Raw genomic sequence first — 18507 nt, forward strand, 5'->3', positions numbered from 1 at the left:
CATTTTAAGCTTAAAAAGACTTATCAGATCTTCTTTTGTGCTTTGAAATACTTCTTTTTTAATATTCTGCGTGGAGTTATAACTGATTATTATCATAATGACGATACCGATTATAATAGCGGCTATTAGAGGGTAGTGGATTTTTTTGGATATAGAGAGGTTTTTAAAAGACATGTTAAGCCTTTGGTTTTTACTTATAATTTTATTATAGCACGTTTTTTGCTTCATTGACTGCAGTCAATGGATAAAAAAACTTTTTTTGTCTTTTTATGTGTAAAAAATAAACACTCATTCATTAAATTTAATTATATCTGCACATTCTCTTAATTTTCATTTAAATTCGTTTTAAAATATGAATGATTAATCATTTTAAAGGAGTGAGAGTGGAAAATATTGTGTTTTTATTTCTCCTTGTGATTCTCGCACTCAAAATATTTGCTTTAACAAACAAAGAAAATGTTAAAAAGTCGTTTGTTGTTGCAAGTATTGCTGAGCTGTTTTATCTGGGAGTCGCAATTATTTCAAACAGCGCATTAAGCGCTGCGGTACTGCATATTGAATATCAGACGGTATTCAGAATTTTGGCGTTTTTGATGCTGTTTGAATTTTTTGCTTTTGCAAAAAGCGAAAAATTAAGCGATCTTGCCGGTGTAGGATTCGGCTGGAGCGGTGTAGTGTTCGGTTTTGCGATATTCGGCAGTTTGGGAGTGTCTTTAATTACTTCTAAACAGTTAATTCTAAATGCTTTTTCAAGTGCGGGGATGTTTGAGCTTGGGTATATGATTGTTGTAATCAATATCGTTCAGGCAGTTTATTTAATGTCCCTTTTTGAAACTATTGTATTTAAAAAAGGTGAAAAAACTGCAAAAATCACAAATCTGCTGCCTGTAGGTATTTTTACATTAGCGGGTATTGCGGTGTTTGTACTGCCTCAGGTTTATTTGATCATACCTAAATTATTCGGAAACATTAAACCGTTTACTTTGAGTTTCGGGTTTGATTTCAGCGGAATCAGAGGTATTTTTGCATTAATATTTGCTTTTATTGCATTTATTGTATTTTTATATTCATTCGATTATATACAAAAACATAAAAAATTCTATTATTCGGCTTTAGCCGTACTTTCAATTGCTTTAATAGAAGTTGCTCTTAGCGACAGTTTTGAAAGTTTTTATCTTTTCTGGGAGCTTATGACGATTTCTTCTTATCTTTTAATTATGCACAGCAGGGAAGATGCGGCGATTAGTGCTGCAAAAATATATTTTGTAATGTGTATCGGCGGTGCATATCTGTTGCAGCTTGCATTTTCTGATTTTTATGCGAACGGTATGGAGTATTTTACTGACGTTTCCGCCGTTTCTTTAAATATCGGAATACTTATGCTTCTAGGTTTCGGTGTAAAAGCTGGTATTGTGCCTCTTCATAAATGGCTGCCGGCAGCGCATCCGGAAGCTCCAAGCAGTATTTCCGCGCCTCTTTCAGGTATTTTAACAAAAGCGGGTATTTTTGGAATTATTACATTAATATACGTATTTAACTTCAATTCACAGATTTTTTCTTATTTGTTAATAGGTATCGGTCTTGTGACTCTTTTTTACGGTGAAATTAAAACTCTTTTTGAAAAAGACATTAAAAGACTGTTTGCGTATTCCACAATCGGTCAAATCGGTGAAATAGTTACTGTGCTGGGACTGATGAGCTCTCTTGCTCTCAGCGGCGCTCTTTATCATATAATCAACCATGCGGTGGTAAAAGACCTGTTGTTTTTAAGCGCCGGTCTTTTAATTATGAGCGCAGGTAGCAGAAACCTTGACGATTTAAAAGGTATCGGTAAAAAAATGCCTCTTTTGGCGTTTCCTCTCGGTGTAGGCGTTTTTGCAATAAGTGCATTTCCTCCTTTTGGGAATTTCAATTCTAAATTTTTAATGATAAACGCAAGTATGCAAAGCGACAATTATCTTGTTGCGTTTGGATTGATTATAGGTGCGGTTATCGGGTTTATAGGTATGCTCAGGGTGTTCAGATTTATCTTTTTATTAAACCCTGTCAGAGAATTTAAAAAAGTAGGGGGACTTAAACTCTGGGTTGTCTATTTACTGGCGTTCGTGTCTTTCCTTTTAGGTGTGTTTCCGAAAGAAGTGTTAAGTTTCATCAGTTCGGCTATTTATCAGACTCTGGCGTTAAACGTAAACACTCCTGATTTCGTGTTAAATCTGCCTTTAAGCGTAATAATTATGACATTGGGCGCTATTGTGGTGTTTTTCTTCGGTAAAACAAGTAAAAACGCAGGTATATTGGCGGCAAGTTTTTCGTTTATAGCGCTTCTTGAAATTTTCACTCATAAATTCAGTTTCGGTGTGTTTTTTGCCGGGCTAGTACTGTTTATGGCCGTACTTAATTTTACTTATGCAATACAGTATATGGACCACTCTCATAAACCAAACAGATTCTTTGCTAATTTTATGGTTATGATAGTAGGGATTTTAGGAGTGGCGCTGGCTAAAAACATTTATAATATGTTCTTTTTCTGGGAAATTATGGGCGGATGGGCTCTGTATATCGCACTTGTGCATGAAGAAGACGATTATTCGATAAGGGAAGCCAGCAAATATCTCGTATATAATTTTGCCGGTGCGGGAATACTTATGATAGGACTGTCCGTAATATTAAAATACGGAAACAGCTGTCTGGTATTTAAAACAATTCCTTTAACACATGAGGTTATATTTGCCATCAGTCTGCTTACAATCGGTTTCCTTGCCAAAGCGGCACAGCTTCCGATAAGAATAGATTATCAAATGCACCCTAAACCGGCACCGACTCCGATAAGCGGATATATTTCTTCCACAATGTTAAAAACAGGTCCTTTTATGCTTGTTAAGATGTTTTATTTCATAATTGCAGGAGCTGTTGCAATAAGACTCGCAAGTATTGGCGTAATCGGGCATATAGCTGCAACTGTGGGTGTTGTTACTATCTTGATGGGAGCGGCTTTCGGACTGCTTACTAACTCTATGAAAAGACTTCTTATTTTCTTAACGGTTGCCGAGATAGGATATATCATAGCCGGTGTGTCTCTTCTGACTAACGACGGTTTGGCGGGAGGACTTTTACATCTTGTAAATCATATGTTCTTTAAAGATCTGCTTTTCTTAAGTGCGGGAGCGATTTTCTATAAAACCGGAATTGACAACCTTGACGAAATCGGAGGGCTTGCAAGAAAAATGCCTATTACGTTTTTGACGTTCCTTGTAGCTGTGTTTTCAACAGCCGGTGTGCCTTTATACAGCGGTTTCGTTTCAAAATGGATGATTTATCACGCTCTTTTACAAAAAGGGTATGTATTCCTGGCCGTCATGACGCTTCTCGGAAGTATTATGATTTTGCTTGTGTTCGTTAAATTCCTGCATTCGGCGTATTTCGGTAAAGTTGAAAAAAGATTTATGAATGTCAGCAGGGTCGATTTGTATATGGCGGTTCCTATGGGAATACTTGCTGTTTTAAATATTCTTTTAGGTATTTTCCCTTCAATAATGCTTAAACCTATAAACATGGTGCTTGAAGGATTCGGATTTAATCCAATTTCATATACTTTGGCTTCTGTAAGTATCGGAGCCGATACGCTAAATATGGCAGACCTGTCAGTTTATCTGATAATAGCCATTATTATAGGCGGATCGTTAATTATGTATTTTGGCAGAAAAGAAAGAAATACGCATATATTCCTCTCCGGAGTCAGAGATTTGAGCGAAAGCGAAATTCATCTGCATTCACAAAACTATTACGAGCCGTTAATAGTGCTTATCTCTTCTATTATTAGAGTAACCAAAAGAATATTCGGTTTAAAAGGAGGTTACGTTGAACGCTAATTTAATAAACTTTTTTGTTTTTCCGGGAGGACTTTTTGCGGTGTTTTTAGGTCTTATACTTATCAGTATAGAAAGAATTTTGGTTGCAAGGTTTCAAGGACGTGTAGGTCCGGTTTTTTATCAGAATATAATCGATATTATAAAACTGTTAAATAAAGAAACGCTTATACCTAAAGACGCAAAGGATTTTGTATTTAAATTTGCGCCGCTTTTCGGATTTTCGGGAATGCTTGTTCTTGTTTACTTTTTACCGGTTCCCGGTGTATACGAAGGCGTAAAGGGTGATTACGATTTAATTATACTTATTTACTTTATGGCGCTTCCGGCTATTTCCCATATTCTGGGAGGTGGTGCATCAAGCTCTCCTTATGCGGCTATCAGTGTAAGTAGGGAGCTGAAACTTATGCTTGTTTACGAGTTTGTATTTATTATTATAGGTCTTACATTGGCAATATATGTCGGACACGGAAGCGGTGAATTTTCTCTTAAAAAAATAATGGATTACCAGATGCAGCACGGCTATTTCCTTTTTGACTGGAAACTTTGGCCTGCGTTTATTGCGTTTTTAATATTTGTTCTGGCTACTTTAGAAGTGCCTCCTTTTGAAGTTGCGCACCATAACCACGCTGATATTATGGAAGGTTATTTAATCGAATACAGCGGAGCTCCTCTTGCTCTTTTTGAAATTACCGATGCGTTAAAAATCGTTGTTTTAAGCATAGTGTTTCAGATATTCTTTTTCCCGAGCGTAATAGGGGGAGATGTCGTTATTAATTTATTGTGGTTTGTTGTTAAAACGCTTTTCCTTGTCGGATTTATAGCGTTGGCACATGCCTCTTTGGCATCTTTCAGAGCGGACCAGGAATTTAAATTTTTAATTAAAGTGCCTGTAGTGTTGGCATTTACATCACTTGTTTTAGTAATTCTTTCTGTTAAAGGATTAATATGAGTATTATAACCAGAAGTCCCTTTTTATTCAGAATAAATACGGGGAGCTGTAACGGATGTGACGTGGAACTGGCCACAACGGCTATGATTCCTAGGTATGACGTTGAAAGACTTGGATGCAGATATACAGGAAGCCCTAAACATGCTGATATTTTACTTGTTACCGGTCCAATTACAGCCAGAAGCAAGCCTTATCTGCTTGAAGTTTTGGATGAACTTCCTAATCCTTTTGTTGTAGTGGCTGTGGGAACGTGTCCTACAAGCTGCGGTATATTCAGAGATTCATATGCTATTGAAGGACCGCTTGACAAATATGTAAGAGTAGACGTAAACGTTCCGGGATGTCCGCCCAGACCGCAGGCTATAATTGACGGTGTCGCCAAAGCGCTTGAAATCTGGAAACAAAGAATAAGGGGTCAAAAATGAGCGGATTTTTAAAAATTGCTATAAGAAATCTATTAAAAGGTCCGACAACAGACCCTTATCCGTTTGGGCCTACATTTATACCGGATAAATTAAGAGGTAAATTAAGCGTAGACGCGAAAGCCTGCACCGCCTGCGGGACATGTGAGGAAGTGTGTCCTTCCGGTGCGATACATATAACAAAAAACGATAACGTATACGTACATACGACATGGTACAACACATGCTGTTACTGCGGGAACTGCGAATTTTTCTGTCCTACCGGGGCAATAAAACTGAGCAATGATTTTCATACTGCAAACACGGAAGAGGAGAAATTTAAATTTATTACGGTAGCTACGGTGCCTGAAGTAAAATGTGAAAAATGCGGAGAATATTTTATGGCGCCAAGCTATGAACTGCTTGAAAGAGCATATCCTAAAGTAAACGACAGTATTAATAGATTTTTAACACTATGTCCTAAGTGCAGACAAAAAGAAGCTTTTGAAAGGTTGCATCAATGAAAGAAACGTTAAAAAGAAAAGTAAAAGCGGAAATAAAAGAAAGACTCGAACCCGGTAATTATGAATTAAGAGAAGAGGTTGATGAAAAAGGAAACATTCAGCTTTGGCTGAAACTTCATAACAGAAAAGACATACTGCACGTTGCGCAGCTTGTAAAAGATTTCGGAGGAAGATGCGTAATTATAAGCGCATATAAAAAAGACGACCATCACGTGCTTGTATATCATCTGGATATAGACGGAATGCTTTTAAACGTTGAAGTAGAACTGTTTGATAATAAAGTTGATTCTATTACGCCTATTTTAGATTCCGCAAACTGGACTGAAAGAGAGTTTAAAGAAATGTTCGGAATAGAGCTAATAGGACATCCTAATCCAAAAAGACTGTTCCTTGACGAAAGTATAGCCGAGGGGATTTTAGGCGAATATATGCCGCTTTCTCAGGCGATGAACGGAGCGGCAACCTGCTGTATGTGGGAAAAAATTGAAAGTGAAAGGCATAATGATGAAAACTAAGATTCCTATTGGTCCGTTTCATATCGGTCTTGAAGAGCCTATATATTTTAAAATCGACCTGAAAGGTGAAACGGTTGAAAACGTAGATATGATAAACGGTTTTGTTCACAGGGGTATAGAATACCTTGCAATGCAGAAAAACTTTTTTCAAAATCTTATTTTAACTGAAAGGGTATGCTCTCTTTGTTCGAACAACCATCCTTTTACATATGTTATGGCTGTGGAAAAAATAGCAGGGATTGAAGTAAGCAAAAGAGCAAACTATTTAAGAGTCGTAGCGGACGAAGTAAAAAGAATAGCATCGCATATGTTTAACCTTTCAATGCTGGCACATCTTGTGGGACATCATTCTCTTATGACCCAGACAATGGAAGCCAGGGAAATTATGCAGGATATTAAAGAGTCTATCTGGGGCAACAGAATGGATATGAGCGCCAATACTTTAAGCGGTGTTAAATATGATTTGGATGAAGGACAGATTGAATATATCTTAAGAAGACTTGACGAACTCGAACCGCAGGTTGATGAGCTTATTGATATTTATTTCAACAATAAAATCGTAAGAGCCAGAACGGTCGGTGTAGGTGTTCTTCCTAAAGAAGACGCTTTGAGACTCGGTGTTACAGGCCCTACTGCAAGAGGCAGCGGAGTAAATAACGATGTAAGGGATAAAGCGCCGTATGCGGCATATGACGAACTGAAAGTAAACGTAATGCTTGAAGAAGACGGTGACGTTCATGCAAGAACAAAAGTAAGATGGAGAGAAGTAAAAGAATCAATAAGACTGGTGAGAGTTGCTATAACTAATCTGCCTGAAGGCCCTGTCGTTACTCAAAAGAGACCTCATATTCCTGCAGGCGAAGCGGTTACAAGAAGCGAAGCCCCTAGAGGTGAACTTATTTATTATCTAAAAACCGACGGCTCTCAAAAACCGGAAAGAATGAGATGGAGAGTTCCTACTTATATGAATTGGGAGGCTCTCAGGGTTATGATTCCGGGTAATAAACTGACTGACGTGGCTGTAATATTTAACAGTATAGACCCGTGTATTTCATGTACTGAAAGATAAGGTGAGTTTTGAAGTAGATAAGTGGATAAGTAGATAAGTGGGTAAGTTGTGAAGCAGAAATAATATAAAAGGAGAATAAATGGCTAATAAATTTATATTTGCAGACGCTACAAAGTGTATAGGATGTCTCAACTGCGAGCTTGCGTGTGCGGCAAGCCATATGGGAGTGAGTCTTGAAGAAGCATATGATATGGGGCTTAAAGGGATTGATCTTATTCATAGAAACACAGTAATAAAACATGCGAATCTTACGGCACCTATGCAGTGTATGCAGTGTGAAGACGCGCCGTGTGTGAATGCGTGTCCTATAGATATTATCAAATATGAAAATAATTATGTAAAAATTTATGAAGAAGACTGTATAGGGTGCAGAAGCTGTGCAATGGTGTGTCCGTTCGGAGCGATTGTAATGGCTCCTAGCGAATCTACCAACGTAACGGGACTGGTAGCTCTTAAATGTGATTTATGCGGAGGAACTGAGGGTGAACAGGCGTGTGTAAACGTTTGTCCTACGGATGCTTTGAGCCTTATAGACTATACGGAATACAAGGCCAGAAAACAAAACGAGGCATTTGAGAGATTAAATCAAAATGCATGAGTTATCCGTCGTACAGTCTATGATGAAAATAGTCGAAGAAGTCAGTAAAGGTAAAGAAGTTACCAAACTTGTAGTGAAAATTGGGAAAATGAGCGGTATTGAACCTCATTTTTTAAAAGAAAGCTTCGACTTTTTCAAAGAAGGAACTGTTTGCGAAACAGCTGAAATGGAAATTATAGAAGTAGATGTAAGAATTAAATGTTTCGGCTGCGGAAATGAAAGTGACATTAAAGGTTTTGATTTTCACTGTCCCGTATGCGGCAGCGAAAAAACAAAAATTATCGCCGGAGAAGAGATGCATATAGAATATATAGAAGTGAAGGAGTGAAAATGAAAAAAGATTACACAAGAATTCCTAAAAAAATACAGAGAAAAAGAGATGCAAAAGAAAGAGTAAAGGATTTTGATCCTATTTATCATGAATTCAACACCGAAGAAGCGACAGAACAGGCAAAAAGATGTATTACCTGTCCTGTTGACGTGTTAAGAGGGCTTGAAAGTGAATTTAATTTTTGCAGAACAGGGTGTCCTTTAAACAACTATATTCCACAGTGGATAAGGGAAGTAAAAAAAGGAAATCTTAAAAAAGCGTTTGAATTAAGTAATGAAACGTCTCCTTTTCCTGAGGTAATGGGAAGAGTCTGTCCTCATGACAGTCTGTGCCAGGGTGCGTGTACTATCGCTAAAACGGAACACGGCAGCGTTGCAATAGGCGCAATTGAAGTGTTTATAAGCGAAGAAGGATTTAAACAGGGGCTTAAACCTTATTACGGAGAAGATAAAAAAAGAAAAAAAAGAGTTGCCGTAATCGGAAGCGGGCCTGCAGGAATGAGCTGTGCGACTTATCTTTTAAGAGGAGGGGCCAATGTGGAAATATTTGAAAAATCAGACAGACCCGGAGGGCTTTTAACGTACGGTATTCCGAATTTCAAACTTCATAAAGACGTAATATTCAGAAGATTTAAATGGATGGAAGACGCCGGACTTAAACTTCATTTGAACACTCCTATTTTAACGGAAGAGGATTTTGAAAAACTTGTTGACGATTTTGATGCCGTATTTATAGGTGTGGGCGCTCCTAGCGGCAGGGGTGCGAGGATGGAAAACGAAGACGCAAACGGAGTGTATCACGTAATGGATGTGCTCACTCATGCACAAAAAAGAGTATTCAAAGATTTTGACGAATGTATATTAAAAGACAAAAAAGTCGTTGTTCTAGGCGGCGGCGACAGTGCAATGGATGCCGTAAGAACGTCTGTAAGAAGCGGTGCTAAAAAAGTTACTTGTGTATACAGAAGAGATGAGGCAAATATGCCCGGAAGCAAAAAAGAAGTGATTAATGCAAAAGAAGAGGGTGTTAATTTTATGTTTTATACTGCTCCAAAAGCCGTAAAAGTTGACGAAAACAACAATGTTGTGGGAATAATCTGTCAAAAAACCGAACTAGGGGAGCCTGATAGTAGCGGCAGAAGAAGAGTTCAGGTTGTAGAAGGGAGTGATTTTGAAATTCCTTGTGATATAATTATATTAGCCCTTGGTTTTGATAACGTAAAATTTGCTTGGTACGAGCATGCGGGTATCGAAACCGACAAATGGGGATGTCCGAAAGTAAATGAAAGATATCAAACCACAAATCCGAAAGTATATGCCGGCGGAGACGCGGTAAGAGGCGCGGATCTCGTTGTAACGGCTGCAAGAGACGGAAGAGACGCGGCATATGCAATTTTAGAGGATTTGGGATTAAAGGATTAATATGGTAGCAGTATATAAAAGCGACGTAGTAATTGTAGGTGCGGGACTTGCGGGTCTTGCCGCCGCAAGAGAACTCGTTAAAGCCGGTAAAAGTGTTACCGTGCTTACCAAGCTTCATCCACTGCGTTCACATTCCGGTGCGGCGCAGGGCGGTATTAACGCGGCGCTCGCGGATGATGACGATGTGGAACTTCATAAATTCGATACGGTTAAAGGTAGCGATTATCTTGCCGATCAGGACGCGGTTGAGCTTATGTGCGAAAAAGCGCCTGAGACAATCAGATGGATTGAAAGAATGGGTGCGGTGTTCAGCAGACGTGAAGACGGAAGAATAGCCCAAAGGCCGTTTGGTGGGCAGAGTAGACCGAGAGCTTGCTTTGCAAAAGACAGAACGGGACTTACTCTTTTACAGACCATGTATGAACAGTGTGTGAGAGAAGATGTTTTAATGCTTGATGAATGGTATGTAGCCGATGTGTTATATGAAGACGGAAAGGCGTACGGAGTCGTTGCTTATAACTTAAGAGATCTGACTCCCGCCATATTTAACGCAAAAGCGGTAATGTTTGCAACTGGAGGATACGCAAGGGCGTTTAAGGTAAATTCAAATGCTCACGCAAATACCGGAGACGGTCTGTCAATTTTAGCCAGACGCGGTATTCCTCTTGAAGATATGGAATTCGTACAGTTTCACCCGACAGGGCTTGCCGGAAGCGGAATTTTGATGAGTGAAGCGGCCAGAGGAGAAGGCGGAAGGCTCTTTAATTCCAAAGGTGAGCGTTTTATGGAAAAATACGCTCCTGAAAAAATGGAACTGGCTCCCCGTGACGTGGTAAGCCGTGCGATTATGAAAGAGATAATCGAAGGAAGGGGTGCAAAAGAGGACCCTTTTGCGGTATATCTTGATCTAACACATTTAGGGGAGAAAAAAATCAACGAAAGACTGCCTGAATTAAGAGATTTGGCATTAACGTTTTTAGGACGGGATATGGTTAAAGAGCCGATTTTAATTGCGGCTACGGCGCATTATTCTATGGGAGGAATTCCAGTCGACATTAACGGACACGTTAAAAAATCTGCTACAGAACTTACCGAAGGTCTGTATGCTGCGGGCGAGTGTGCGTGTGTAAGCGTTCACGGGGCAAACAGACTCGGAGCAAACTCTCTTCTTGAAGCACTTTTCTACGGAAGATGGACGGGACAGTCTATTCTTAACGATTTGGATAAAATTGAGTTAAGAGAAGCAAACGCAAAAGAAGCCGAAACCATGCTAAATGAAGTTAAGGGGCTTTTAAATTCAAACGGGGAAGAAAAAGTTTCTCATATAAGAAACGAGCTTCAGGAAACCATGAGCACAAAAGTAGGTGTTTTCAGAGAAGAAGCTACAATGCTTGAAGCAAAAGAAAAACTTAAAGAATTAAGAAAAAGATATAAAAATATCAAGCTAGACGACAAAGGCAAACTTTACAATACGGACCTTCAAGAAGCAATAGAACTTGGCCATATGCTTGATTATGCGATGTTTATAGTTGAAGGCGCCATTAACAGAAAAGAATCTCGCGGAGCGCATTACAGGGAAGATTATCCTAAGAGAGACGACGAACAGTTTTTAAAACATACTTTTGCATATTTAAAAGATGATGAGGTTGAAGTTGAATACGCTCCAGTAAAAATTACTAAATTCGAGCCTCAAGAAAGAAAATATTAAGGATTAAAGATGAAAGTAACGTTTAAAGTATATAGATATAATCCGGAAACAGATGATAAACCTCATTATGAAAAGTATGAACTTGAACTGAAAGACGACGGAGTTTTACTTGACGCTCTTAATCAGATAAAATGGGAAATTGACGGAAGCCTTAGCTACAGAAGAAGCTGCAGACACGGTATATGCGGAAGCTGTGCCGTTAAACTCAACGGTAAAAACGTTCTTGCGTGTAAGACAAGTATAAAAGAAGCCGTTGAGATGTTCGGCAGCACTTTAATTGTAGAGCCGTTAACCAAAAACAAAGAAAAAGTAATAAAAGACCTTGTGATAGATAAAAAAGATTTCTGGGATAAAAACGCAAAAGTAAAACCGTATTTGATTGCCGAAATAGACGAACATCCTGAAAGTGAAAATCTTATAAAACCGGCTCTTTTAGAGTTAATTGAAGAGGCGGATTACTGTATTGCATGTGGATGCTGTTATTATACGTGTGAAAGTATCAGGGCTAATAAAGATTTCTTAGGTCCTCAGGCTCTTGCAAAAACATACAGATTTACGGCTGATGTAAGAGATCAGGCTAAAAAAGAAAGACTTGAACTTGTTGATAAACTCGGAATCGGAATATGGGACTGCGTAAAATGCCAGGGATGTATAGAAGTGTGTCCTAAAGGAGTCGATCCGTTTACGAAAATCACACATCTTCATAACCAGGTATTTGAAGAGGGAGTGGCTAAAAGAAACGTTGCTACCAAACATGCTGAAGGATTTGTGCATTCTATTAAAAAACACGGAATTCTCGATGAGGGAATGCTTGTACTTTACAGCGAGGGTGCAAATGTTGTGCGTCATATGCCTGAAGCAATTTCAATGTTCATGAAAGGCAAAATTAAACTGCCTTGGCAAATGCCGAAAAGTGAAGGTCTTGATGAGATACAAAAACTTATCGAAATATCTCAAACTCACGAGTTAAAGGATTAATATGAAATATGCACTATATACGGGATGTACGGCAAAAGAATCGACACCGGAACTTTTAAAATCCACACTTGCCGTTGCAAAAGTACTTGGTATAGAAATAGAAATATTAAATGAAGCCAGCTGCTGCGGGGCCAGCCATCTTCAGGATTTTGACGAATTTTTATCACTTGTGCTGAATGCCAGAAACATCTGCCTTGCGGAAAAAAGAGGGCTTAAACTCGTGACGCTTTGTAATACATGTCAGCTAATGCTTGAAAACACTAAACAAAAGCTTGACAGTGATGAAGAAGTTAAAGCCAAAGTTAATGAAAAACTTGCGGAAGTAGGATACAAATATACCGGTGAATCAAAAATTCAGCATTTTTTATATGCGATTCTGGAAGATGTGGGTCTTGAAGAGATTTCAAAACATGTAAAAAAACCTCTTAATTTAAAAGTTGCCCCTTTTTACGGATGTCATATTATAAGACCTTCGAAAACGCATGACGGGGCAAATTTAAATGAAAATCCGTTTAAACCGAATGCAATTGAAAGTCTGATAAAAGTATTGCTGGGAGAACCTGTGGATTATGCGATGAAAACAAAATGCTGCGGTTTTCACGTTGATTTGCAAAACACTCCTGTGAGCGAAAAACTTACAGCAAGCGCTTTAATAGACGCTAGCGAAAGCGGTGCCGAAATGATGGTGACTCCATGTCCTTTATGTCACTTAAATCTTGACGTAAAACAAAAAGCGGCTGCAAAAGAAGCCAATAAAGAATTTAATATGCCTGTGCTGCATTTGCCGCAGCTTATAGGGCTTGCTTTTGGAATAGAGCCTAAAGAACTGGGATTACATCATCACGTAACGCCTGTTGAGGTTTAAAAATAAGAGGAGAAAATTTTTCTCCTTGTTTATAATTCGTTTTAATACATTTATTAAGTGTCTGTCACTGTATGCTATATATGTGTATATGATTGTTGATTTATAATGTTTTTTTAATTAGTTTAAATTAATATTTATATTATATTAAAACATTCATTTTTATAATGAATGCAAAAAAGAAAAATCAAGTTTATTTTTTTTCCTTGCATAAATGCCTGTTTCTTTTAAAGATATCTTTCATTTTTTCTATATCTTTTTCTTTAGAGTAGATGTGTTTTAGCATAAGTTTTTCACACTTATTATCGAAATTTATTTCAAAATCTTTGAAAAACTCTTTGTAATCACTGCATTTTTTTATGACTGCATTGTGATATATCAGATGTGATAAAGAGAGCAAAAACATTGAAAAGAAAAAGAATACGATACTAAATACTCTTATATCAAAAACATACGGGATTGCTTGAAAAGCAGTGATTACCATTAAGGCCAGTGAAAACAGCACCGCGCCAATATAGTATCCTCTTTCGCTTGTAATTGCGAATAGATAATTATTCATATTTTTTTCAATTTTAGAAATTTTAACTAAATTATATATTGCAAAAGCCGTAATTATTATGCTTACTGCAATTAATGTGTAATATATCATTTAAATAACCTTTACTTGATTTTTTCCGTGCTGTTTAGCAAGATACAAAGCGCTGTCAGCTTTTTTGAACAGTGACTTTATGTCATCCTGAGAAGAGATCTGTTTGCATGAAACTCCAAAACTGCAGGTAACTTTATCAACTTCCATAAAATTGCTGTGTTCTATTTTTTCTCTTAAGTTTTCAGCAATTTTTTCTGCAGTATTAATGTCTTCAACATTGTTTGGTATTATTAAAAACTCTTCACCTCCCCATCTGATGAAAATGTCGTCTTTTCTTAGATTTTCTTTTATGATTTCAGCTAAAATCTGTAAAACGATATCACCAACCAAATGGCCGTTTTTATCGTTTATCTGTTTAAAATTGTCAATATCAAGTATAATAAAACAGACTTTTTTATTTATAAGTTTCGGAAGAAGCTCTTTTAGATATTTTCTGTTATATGCTTTTGTAAGTTCGTCTGTATATATTTTTTTGTTTATTTCTGAAATGTTTTTGAAAGTAATGATTTTATGGTTTTTATCGGCGTTTTTATAAGAAATTTCGTAGGTTTTGACTTTATTGTCGAGTTCAATATTTACAATTGAGGGTTTTTCATCAAATATAAGATCAATTTTTAAATTTTCTTCCAGATCGTCAAGGGTTTTATAATCTCCGAATTCACTGATAAAAGTAGAGTTTTTTAATTTAATGTCATTGTCTTTTGCGAGTATAACGGCATCAGTCTGTTCTTCAAAGATTTTATTCAAGAGCTGCAGATTTTCTTCCGCTTCTTTTTTATGTTTAATAATTTCAGCTAAAAAGTTTAGTTTTTGATACAGCTTTTTTTTATCTACAGGCTTTGTGATATATCCTTCAACGCCTAAATCGATAGCCTGTTTTAAAAACTCTATATCGGTGAATGCCGTCAGTAATATTATATATGCGTCAGGGTTTATTGATTTTATTTCTTTAGCCATTTCAAGTCCGTCCATCTGCGGCATTTTAATATCGGACAGAATGATGTCAGGATTGTGTTTTTTATATAATTCCAGCCCTTCTTTTCCGTTTTTTGCTATATAAACCTCTTTAAATATTTTATTTAAAATTACCAAGAAACTTTCTCTGACACTGTCATCGTCTTCAACATACAGACAGGTCAGTTTTTTTAAATAATCATTTGGTTTGATCTTCATTTGTCGCCTCTTTGTATTTGATGTTGTTTTCTTTTAATTTTAGCATAAACCATTCATAAATTTCTTTTGCATTTTCTCCTGCAAATGAAATTTCACTGGTATAATCCAGTTTCGGCAGTGTAGAAAATTCTACTTCTTTTGGAATTTTTTTCATAATATCAAGCATTTCGCTTTCTTTTGCATAAGCAATTAATGTATAGCGTTTCTTAATTTCTTTTTTTGGTAAAAATTTTTCAATGGCTTCTTTTGTCATAGGATGGGCCATTTGAGGAAATCCAGGCATAAAAAAATATCTGTTTTTGATATTAAAACCAGGAAATCCGTTAACAGGATTGTTCCATAAAGGTTTTGCATCTTTTGGCCAGTATGCTAAAAGATATTTTTTGCTATTGTCTTCATTAGTAAATTTTCGGTCAATGATATTAACGAAATCTTTATTATATTCCATTTTATTGTCTGTAAAAATTTTTGCCGCAGTTTTTCTGGTAAAATCATCAGGCGTTGCGCCTATGCCTCCATAGCAGAAAAGCATAGAATCAGAGGTGTTTTTTATTAAAGAAAAAATATTTTCAAGCAGGTTTGGATCGTCTTTTACGGTAAAAGAGGAAAAAAGTTCATAGCCTCTTTGTAAGAGGGCGTCTCTTAAAAATTTGAAATGTTTATCTTCTCTCCTGCCGTTTAATATTTCGGTACCGATTATTACCTGAAAAATTTTCATTAAATTCCGGCTTTTTCTTTTATTACCTGTTCCATTTCGTCAACTATTTCTTCAATGGTTCTTTCACCGTTGATTTTAATAAGTTTGCCTTGAGACGTATAGAAATCTTCGATTTCTTTTAACGGTTCTAAAAACACTTTCATTCTGTTATTGAATACTTCGACATTGTCGTCAGCCCCTCTGGCTCTTCCTAAAACTCTCTCTCTTGCAACGTCTTCGCTTACTTCAACTTCTATAACGCTTACAAGTTCTATGTCTTTAGAGTTTTTAAGCATTTCGTCAAGCGCTTTCATCTGTTCAACGCTTCTTGGGAAACCGTCTATTAAAACGATATCTTTAGGCGCTTTTTCAATTGCGCTTTTAATTGTGTTGATTACGATTTCAAGAGGTACGAGATTTCCGTTGTCAATATAGCTTTTTATTGTTTTTCCTAGTTCGCTGCCGCTTGCCACTTCCGCTCTTAGTAAATCACCTGTAGAATAGTGAACGATTTTATCAGCGTTTCTTTCAGCTATAAGTTCCGCATCAGTAGTTTTACCGCTTCCAGGTGCTCCGATTATTAAAAACAGTTTTTTCATTATCTCTCCTTTGTTTTTTTTTATTATATTATACCACCAGCCATCAGCCATTCACCGTTAACTATCAACTCTCAACTATTAACCACTAACTATCAACCATCAACAATCACAATATCGGACATTCAAATTTTTTAACATAAATTTTTTTGGTCATTCCGCGTCCGAGAGCCAGTTTTCTTCCTTCTATATCAACTTCAATAGGGCCGAAAAGAGATTTGTTTATTATTTGCCCTATTTGACCTTTACTGATTCCCAGGTCGCTGAGTCTGTGTTTAAAATTACCGCATGATTTATCGAATCCTACAATTTTAAACACGTCACCTTTTTTTAAATTTGCCAGAGTTAAATTTGTAACTTCGCTTATTTTTTTATTCATTTTCCGCTTTTGGTTTTTTTACTCTGATATGAAGCTCTTTAAGCTGTGTTTTGTCGACTTCACCGGGAGCACCTGTTAAAAGACACTGTGCTTTTTGTGTTTTAGGGAATGCTATTACGTCTCTGATGTTGTCAGTTTTTGTCATAAGCATAATAACCCTGTCAAGCCCTAAAGCAAAACCTCCGTGAGGAGGTGCACCGAATTTAAGTGCATCAAGCAGGAAGCCGAATTTTTCACGAGCTTCCATTTCATCAATTCCAAGCATTTTGAATACTTTTTCCTGAATTTCCTCTTTATGGATCCTGATACTTCCCCCTCCGATTTCATAACCGTTAAGAACAAGGTCGTATGCAATAGACTGGATATTTTCGAAATCTTCTTCATCCCATGTATCCATATCCGGCATAGTAAACGGATGGTGAAGCGGAGTAGGGTTGCCGTTATCATCTTTTTCGAACATAGGGAAATCTACAACCCATGTAAATTTATATTCGTTTTCGTCGATTAATCCCATGTCGTTTGCTATTCTTACTCTTAGTCTTCCCATGTAATCGAGAACTGTTTTCTTATCACCCGCACCGAAGAATATAATGTCACCTGTTTCAGGTTTTAGTTTGTCTATCATTTTGTTTAGAGATTCTTCGCTCATAAATTTAACGATAGGACCTTTAAGCTCTTCTTCTTTTACCTGAATGTATGCAAGACCTTTTGCGCCGAATTTTCTGACATAGTTTTCAAGTTCTTTTAGCATTTTTCTGCTGTAGAAATTATCTCCGCCCGGAACTTTAAGCGCTTTAAATCTGTTATTTTTCTTATCTTTAGCAATAGTGCTGAAAATTTCGTTGTTTGAATCGATAAATTCGTCTATTACGTCTACCATAGGAAGGTCGAATCTTAAATCAGGTTTGTCGCTTCCGTATTTCTCCATAGCTTCGGCGTAAGTCATTCTTGGAATCGGAAGAGACACCTCAACGCCTGCCACTTTGAAAGCTTCTTTAATCATACCTTCGATTGCTGCGATTACGTCATCTTCTTCAACAAAGCTCATCTCAACGTCCACCTGTGTAAATTCAGGCTGTCTGTCTGCTCTGAGGTCTTCATCCCTGAAACATTTCGCGATTTGGTAATATCTGTCAAATCCCGCAACCATTAAAATCTGTTTAAAAAGCTGAGGAGACTGAGGAAGTGCGTAAAATTCGCCCGGATGGATTCTGCTCGGTACCAGATAATCCCTTGCACCTTCAGGAGTGGATTTAGTAAGAATAGGTGTTTCGACGTCTATAAATCCGTTTGAATCAAAATAGTCTCTTATTGCTTTTGTGACTTTGCTTCTTAAAATGAAAGTATTTAAACTGTTCGGGTCTCTCAGGTCTAAATATCTGTATTTAAGTCTAAGCTCTTCGTTTACGCTTTTGTCACCGATTTGGAAAGGTAAAACTTCGCTTTTGTTTTCTATGATAATTTCTTCGGCTACCACTTCGATTTTTCCTGTTTTCAGTTTAGGGTTTTCAAGGCCTTCGCCTCTTAATCTAACCAGTCCTTTTACTTTTAAAACATATTCGTCTTTAATCTCTTCCGCAACTTTGTGTGCTTTTGTACTGTCTGCCGGATCTGCTACCACCTGTACAATCCCGCTTTTGTCTCTAAGGTCGATGAATATAACTCCACCGTGGTCCCTGTGAGAGTTTACCCATCCTACAAGCTCAACTTTCTGACCAACAAGGTTTTCATTAACTTCGGCGCAATAATGAGTTCTCATTAAATTCCTTTTTTAGGCGCAATTATACC

The 18507-nt window shown here is 37.2% G+C and carries 18 protein-coding genes; 12 read left to right on the plus strand and 6 right to left on the minus strand.

Annotated features, from left to right (window positions below; translation table 11 throughout):
• Window positions 1-383 precede the first annotated feature (383 nt).
• The 12 genes from ACZ5EP_RS02110 (at window position 384) to ACZ5EP_RS02165 (ending at window position 13228) form a co-directional block, all read left to right on the plus strand.
• Window positions 384-3869, plus strand: coding sequence for a complex I subunit 5 family protein (locus tag ACZ5EP_RS02110; RefSeq protein ID WP_464509243.1), 3486 nt, complete (start codon window positions 384-386; stop codon window positions 3867-3869).
• Window positions 3859-4818 (plus strand): respiratory chain complex I subunit 1 family protein, encoded by a 960-nt coding sequence (locus tag ACZ5EP_RS02115; RefSeq protein ID WP_127680606.1) that lies wholly within the window; start codon window positions 3859-3861, stop codon window positions 4816-4818. Before ACZ5EP_RS02110 ends, ACZ5EP_RS02115 begins: the two co-directional genes overlap by 11 nt.
• Complete coding sequence (locus tag ACZ5EP_RS02120; RefSeq protein ID WP_127680604.1) at window positions 4815-5243, plus strand: NADH-quinone oxidoreductase subunit B family protein; 429 nt, start codon at window positions 4815-4817, stop codon at window positions 5241-5243. The genes ACZ5EP_RS02115 and ACZ5EP_RS02120 overlap by 4 nt, the downstream gene beginning before the upstream one ends.
• Window positions 5240-5743 (plus strand): 4Fe-4S binding protein, encoded by a 504-nt coding sequence (locus tag ACZ5EP_RS02125; protein ID WP_464509244.1) that lies wholly within the window; start codon window positions 5240-5242, stop codon window positions 5741-5743. Before ACZ5EP_RS02120 ends, ACZ5EP_RS02125 begins: the two co-directional genes overlap by 4 nt.
• Entirely contained in the window at window positions 5740-6258 is a 519-nt protein-coding gene (locus ACZ5EP_RS02130; protein ID WP_464509245.1) for an NADH-quinone oxidoreductase subunit C, read from the plus strand. The genes ACZ5EP_RS02125 and ACZ5EP_RS02130 overlap by 4 nt, the downstream gene beginning before the upstream one ends.
• Window positions 6248-7327 (plus strand): hydrogenase large subunit, encoded by a 1080-nt coding sequence (locus tag ACZ5EP_RS02135; RefSeq protein WP_127680598.1) that lies wholly within the window; start codon window positions 6248-6250, stop codon window positions 7325-7327. The genes ACZ5EP_RS02130 and ACZ5EP_RS02135 overlap by 11 nt, the downstream gene beginning before the upstream one ends.
• Window positions 7328-7406: 79 nt before the next feature.
• Window positions 7407-7925 carry a 4Fe-4S dicluster domain-containing protein gene (locus ACZ5EP_RS02140; protein WP_464509246.1) on the plus strand — a complete coding sequence of 173 codons (519 nt, stop codon included), beginning with the start codon at window positions 7407-7409 and terminating at the stop codon, window positions 7923-7925.
• Complete coding sequence (locus ACZ5EP_RS02145) at window positions 7918-8253, plus strand: hydrogenase maturation nickel metallochaperone HypA/HybF (protein ID WP_464509247.1); 336 nt, start codon at window positions 7918-7920, stop codon at window positions 8251-8253. Before ACZ5EP_RS02140 ends, ACZ5EP_RS02145 begins: the two co-directional genes overlap by 8 nt.
• Before the next feature lie 2 nt (window positions 8254-8255).
• Entirely contained in the window at window positions 8256-9677 is a 1422-nt protein-coding gene (locus ACZ5EP_RS02150) for an FAD-dependent oxidoreductase (RefSeq protein ID WP_464509248.1), read from the plus strand.
• Between the two features lies 1 nt (window position 9678).
• The gene (locus tag ACZ5EP_RS02155) at window positions 9679-11385 is read left to right on the plus strand and encodes an FAD-dependent oxidoreductase (RefSeq protein WP_464509249.1); all 1707 of its coding nucleotides are present in this window, start codon (window positions 9679-9681) and stop codon (window positions 11383-11385) included.
• 9 nt (window positions 11386-11394) lie between these two features.
• Complete coding sequence (locus tag ACZ5EP_RS02160; RefSeq protein WP_127680588.1) at window positions 11395-12363, plus strand: succinate dehydrogenase/fumarate reductase iron-sulfur subunit; 969 nt, start codon at window positions 11395-11397, stop codon at window positions 12361-12363.
• Between the two features lies 1 nt (window position 12364).
• Window positions 12365-13228 (plus strand): CoB--CoM heterodisulfide reductase iron-sulfur subunit B family protein, encoded by an 864-nt coding sequence (locus ACZ5EP_RS02165; RefSeq protein ID WP_127680586.1) that lies wholly within the window; start codon window positions 12365-12367, stop codon window positions 13226-13228.
• Between the two features lie 190 nt (window positions 13229-13418).
• On the opposite strand, the gene ACZ5EP_RS02170 is transcribed toward ACZ5EP_RS02165, so the two are convergent.
• From ACZ5EP_RS02170 to aspS, 6 genes are all read right to left on the minus strand, one after another.
• Entirely contained in the window at window positions 13419-13874 is a 456-nt protein-coding gene (locus ACZ5EP_RS02170) for an adenylate kinase (protein ID WP_464509250.1), read from the minus strand.
• Window positions 13875-15047: a GGDEF domain-containing response regulator gene (locus ACZ5EP_RS02175; protein WP_464509251.1), complete on the minus strand. Its 1173-nt coding sequence runs from the start codon at window positions 15045-15047 to the stop codon at window positions 13875-13877. It lies immediately after the preceding gene.
• Entirely contained in the window at window positions 15028-15765 is a 738-nt protein-coding gene (locus tag ACZ5EP_RS02180) for a competence/damage-inducible protein A (RefSeq protein WP_464509252.1), read from the minus strand. The genes ACZ5EP_RS02175 and ACZ5EP_RS02180 overlap by 20 nt, the downstream gene beginning before the upstream one ends.
• Complete coding sequence (locus ACZ5EP_RS02185; protein WP_127680578.1) at window positions 15765-16343, minus strand: adenylate kinase; 579 nt, start codon at window positions 16341-16343, stop codon at window positions 15765-15767. Before ACZ5EP_RS02185 ends, ACZ5EP_RS02180 begins: the two co-directional genes overlap by 1 nt.
• Window positions 16344-16449: 106 nt before the next feature.
• Window positions 16450-16719 (minus strand): FeoA family protein, encoded by a 270-nt coding sequence (locus tag ACZ5EP_RS02190; RefSeq protein WP_127680576.1) that lies wholly within the window; start codon window positions 16717-16719, stop codon window positions 16450-16452.
• Complete coding sequence (gene aspS, locus ACZ5EP_RS02195) at window positions 16712-18478, minus strand: aspartate--tRNA ligase (protein ID WP_464509253.1); 1767 nt, start codon at window positions 18476-18478, stop codon at window positions 16712-16714. The genes ACZ5EP_RS02190 and aspS overlap by 8 nt, the downstream gene beginning before the upstream one ends.
• Window positions 18479-18507 lie beyond the last annotated feature (29 nt).

Source organism: Nautilia abyssi (genome assembly GCF_055388085.1).

Coding starts and splice junctions, on each gene's coding strand:
- ACZ5EP_RS02120 (WP_127680604.1), top strand. CDS start 4,815: ATGAGTATTATAACCAGAAGTCCCTTTTTATTCAGAATAAATACGGGG.
- ACZ5EP_RS02125 (WP_464509244.1), top strand. CDS start 5,240: ATGAGCGGATTTTTAAAAATTGCTATAAGAAATCTATTAAAAGGTCCG.
- ACZ5EP_RS02130 (WP_464509245.1), top strand. CDS start 5,740: ATGAAAGAAACGTTAAAAAGAAAAGTAAAAGCGGAAATAAAAGAAAGA.
- ACZ5EP_RS02135 (WP_127680598.1), top strand. CDS start 6,248: ATGAAAACTAAGATTCCTATTGGTCCGTTTCATATCGGTCTTGAAGAG.
- ACZ5EP_RS02140 (WP_464509246.1), top strand. CDS start 7,407: ATGGCTAATAAATTTATATTTGCAGACGCTACAAAGTGTATAGGATGT.
- ACZ5EP_RS02145 (WP_464509247.1), top strand. CDS start 7,918: ATGCATGAGTTATCCGTCGTACAGTCTATGATGAAAATAGTCGAAGAA.
- ACZ5EP_RS02150 (WP_464509248.1), top strand. CDS start 8,256: ATGAAAAAAGATTACACAAGAATTCCTAAAAAAATACAGAGAAAAAGA.
- ACZ5EP_RS02155 (WP_464509249.1), top strand. CDS start 9,679: ATGGTAGCAGTATATAAAAGCGACGTAGTAATTGTAGGTGCGGGACTT.
- ACZ5EP_RS02160 (WP_127680588.1), top strand. CDS start 11,395: ATGAAAGTAACGTTTAAAGTATATAGATATAATCCGGAAACAGATGAT.
- ACZ5EP_RS02165 (WP_127680586.1), top strand. CDS start 12,365: ATGAAATATGCACTATATACGGGATGTACGGCAAAAGAATCGACACCG.
- ACZ5EP_RS02170 (WP_464509250.1), bottom strand. CDS start 13,874: ATGATATATTACACATTAATTGCAGTAAGCATAATAATTACGGCTTTT.
- ACZ5EP_RS02175 (WP_464509251.1), bottom strand. CDS start 15,047: ATGAAGATCAAACCAAATGATTATTTAAAAAAACTGACCTGTCTGTAT.
- ACZ5EP_RS02180 (WP_464509252.1), bottom strand. CDS start 15,765: ATGAAAATTTTTCAGGTAATAATCGGTACCGAAATATTAAACGGCAGG.
- ACZ5EP_RS02185 (WP_127680578.1), bottom strand. CDS start 16,343: ATGAAAAAACTGTTTTTAATAATCGGAGCACCTGGAAGCGGTAAAACT.
- ACZ5EP_RS02190 (WP_127680576.1), bottom strand. CDS start 16,719: ATGAATAAAAAAATAAGCGAAGTTACAAATTTAACTCTGGCAAATTTA.
- aspS (WP_464509253.1), bottom strand. CDS start 18,478: ATGAGAACTCATTATTGCGCCGAAGTTAATGAAAACCTTGTTGGTCAG.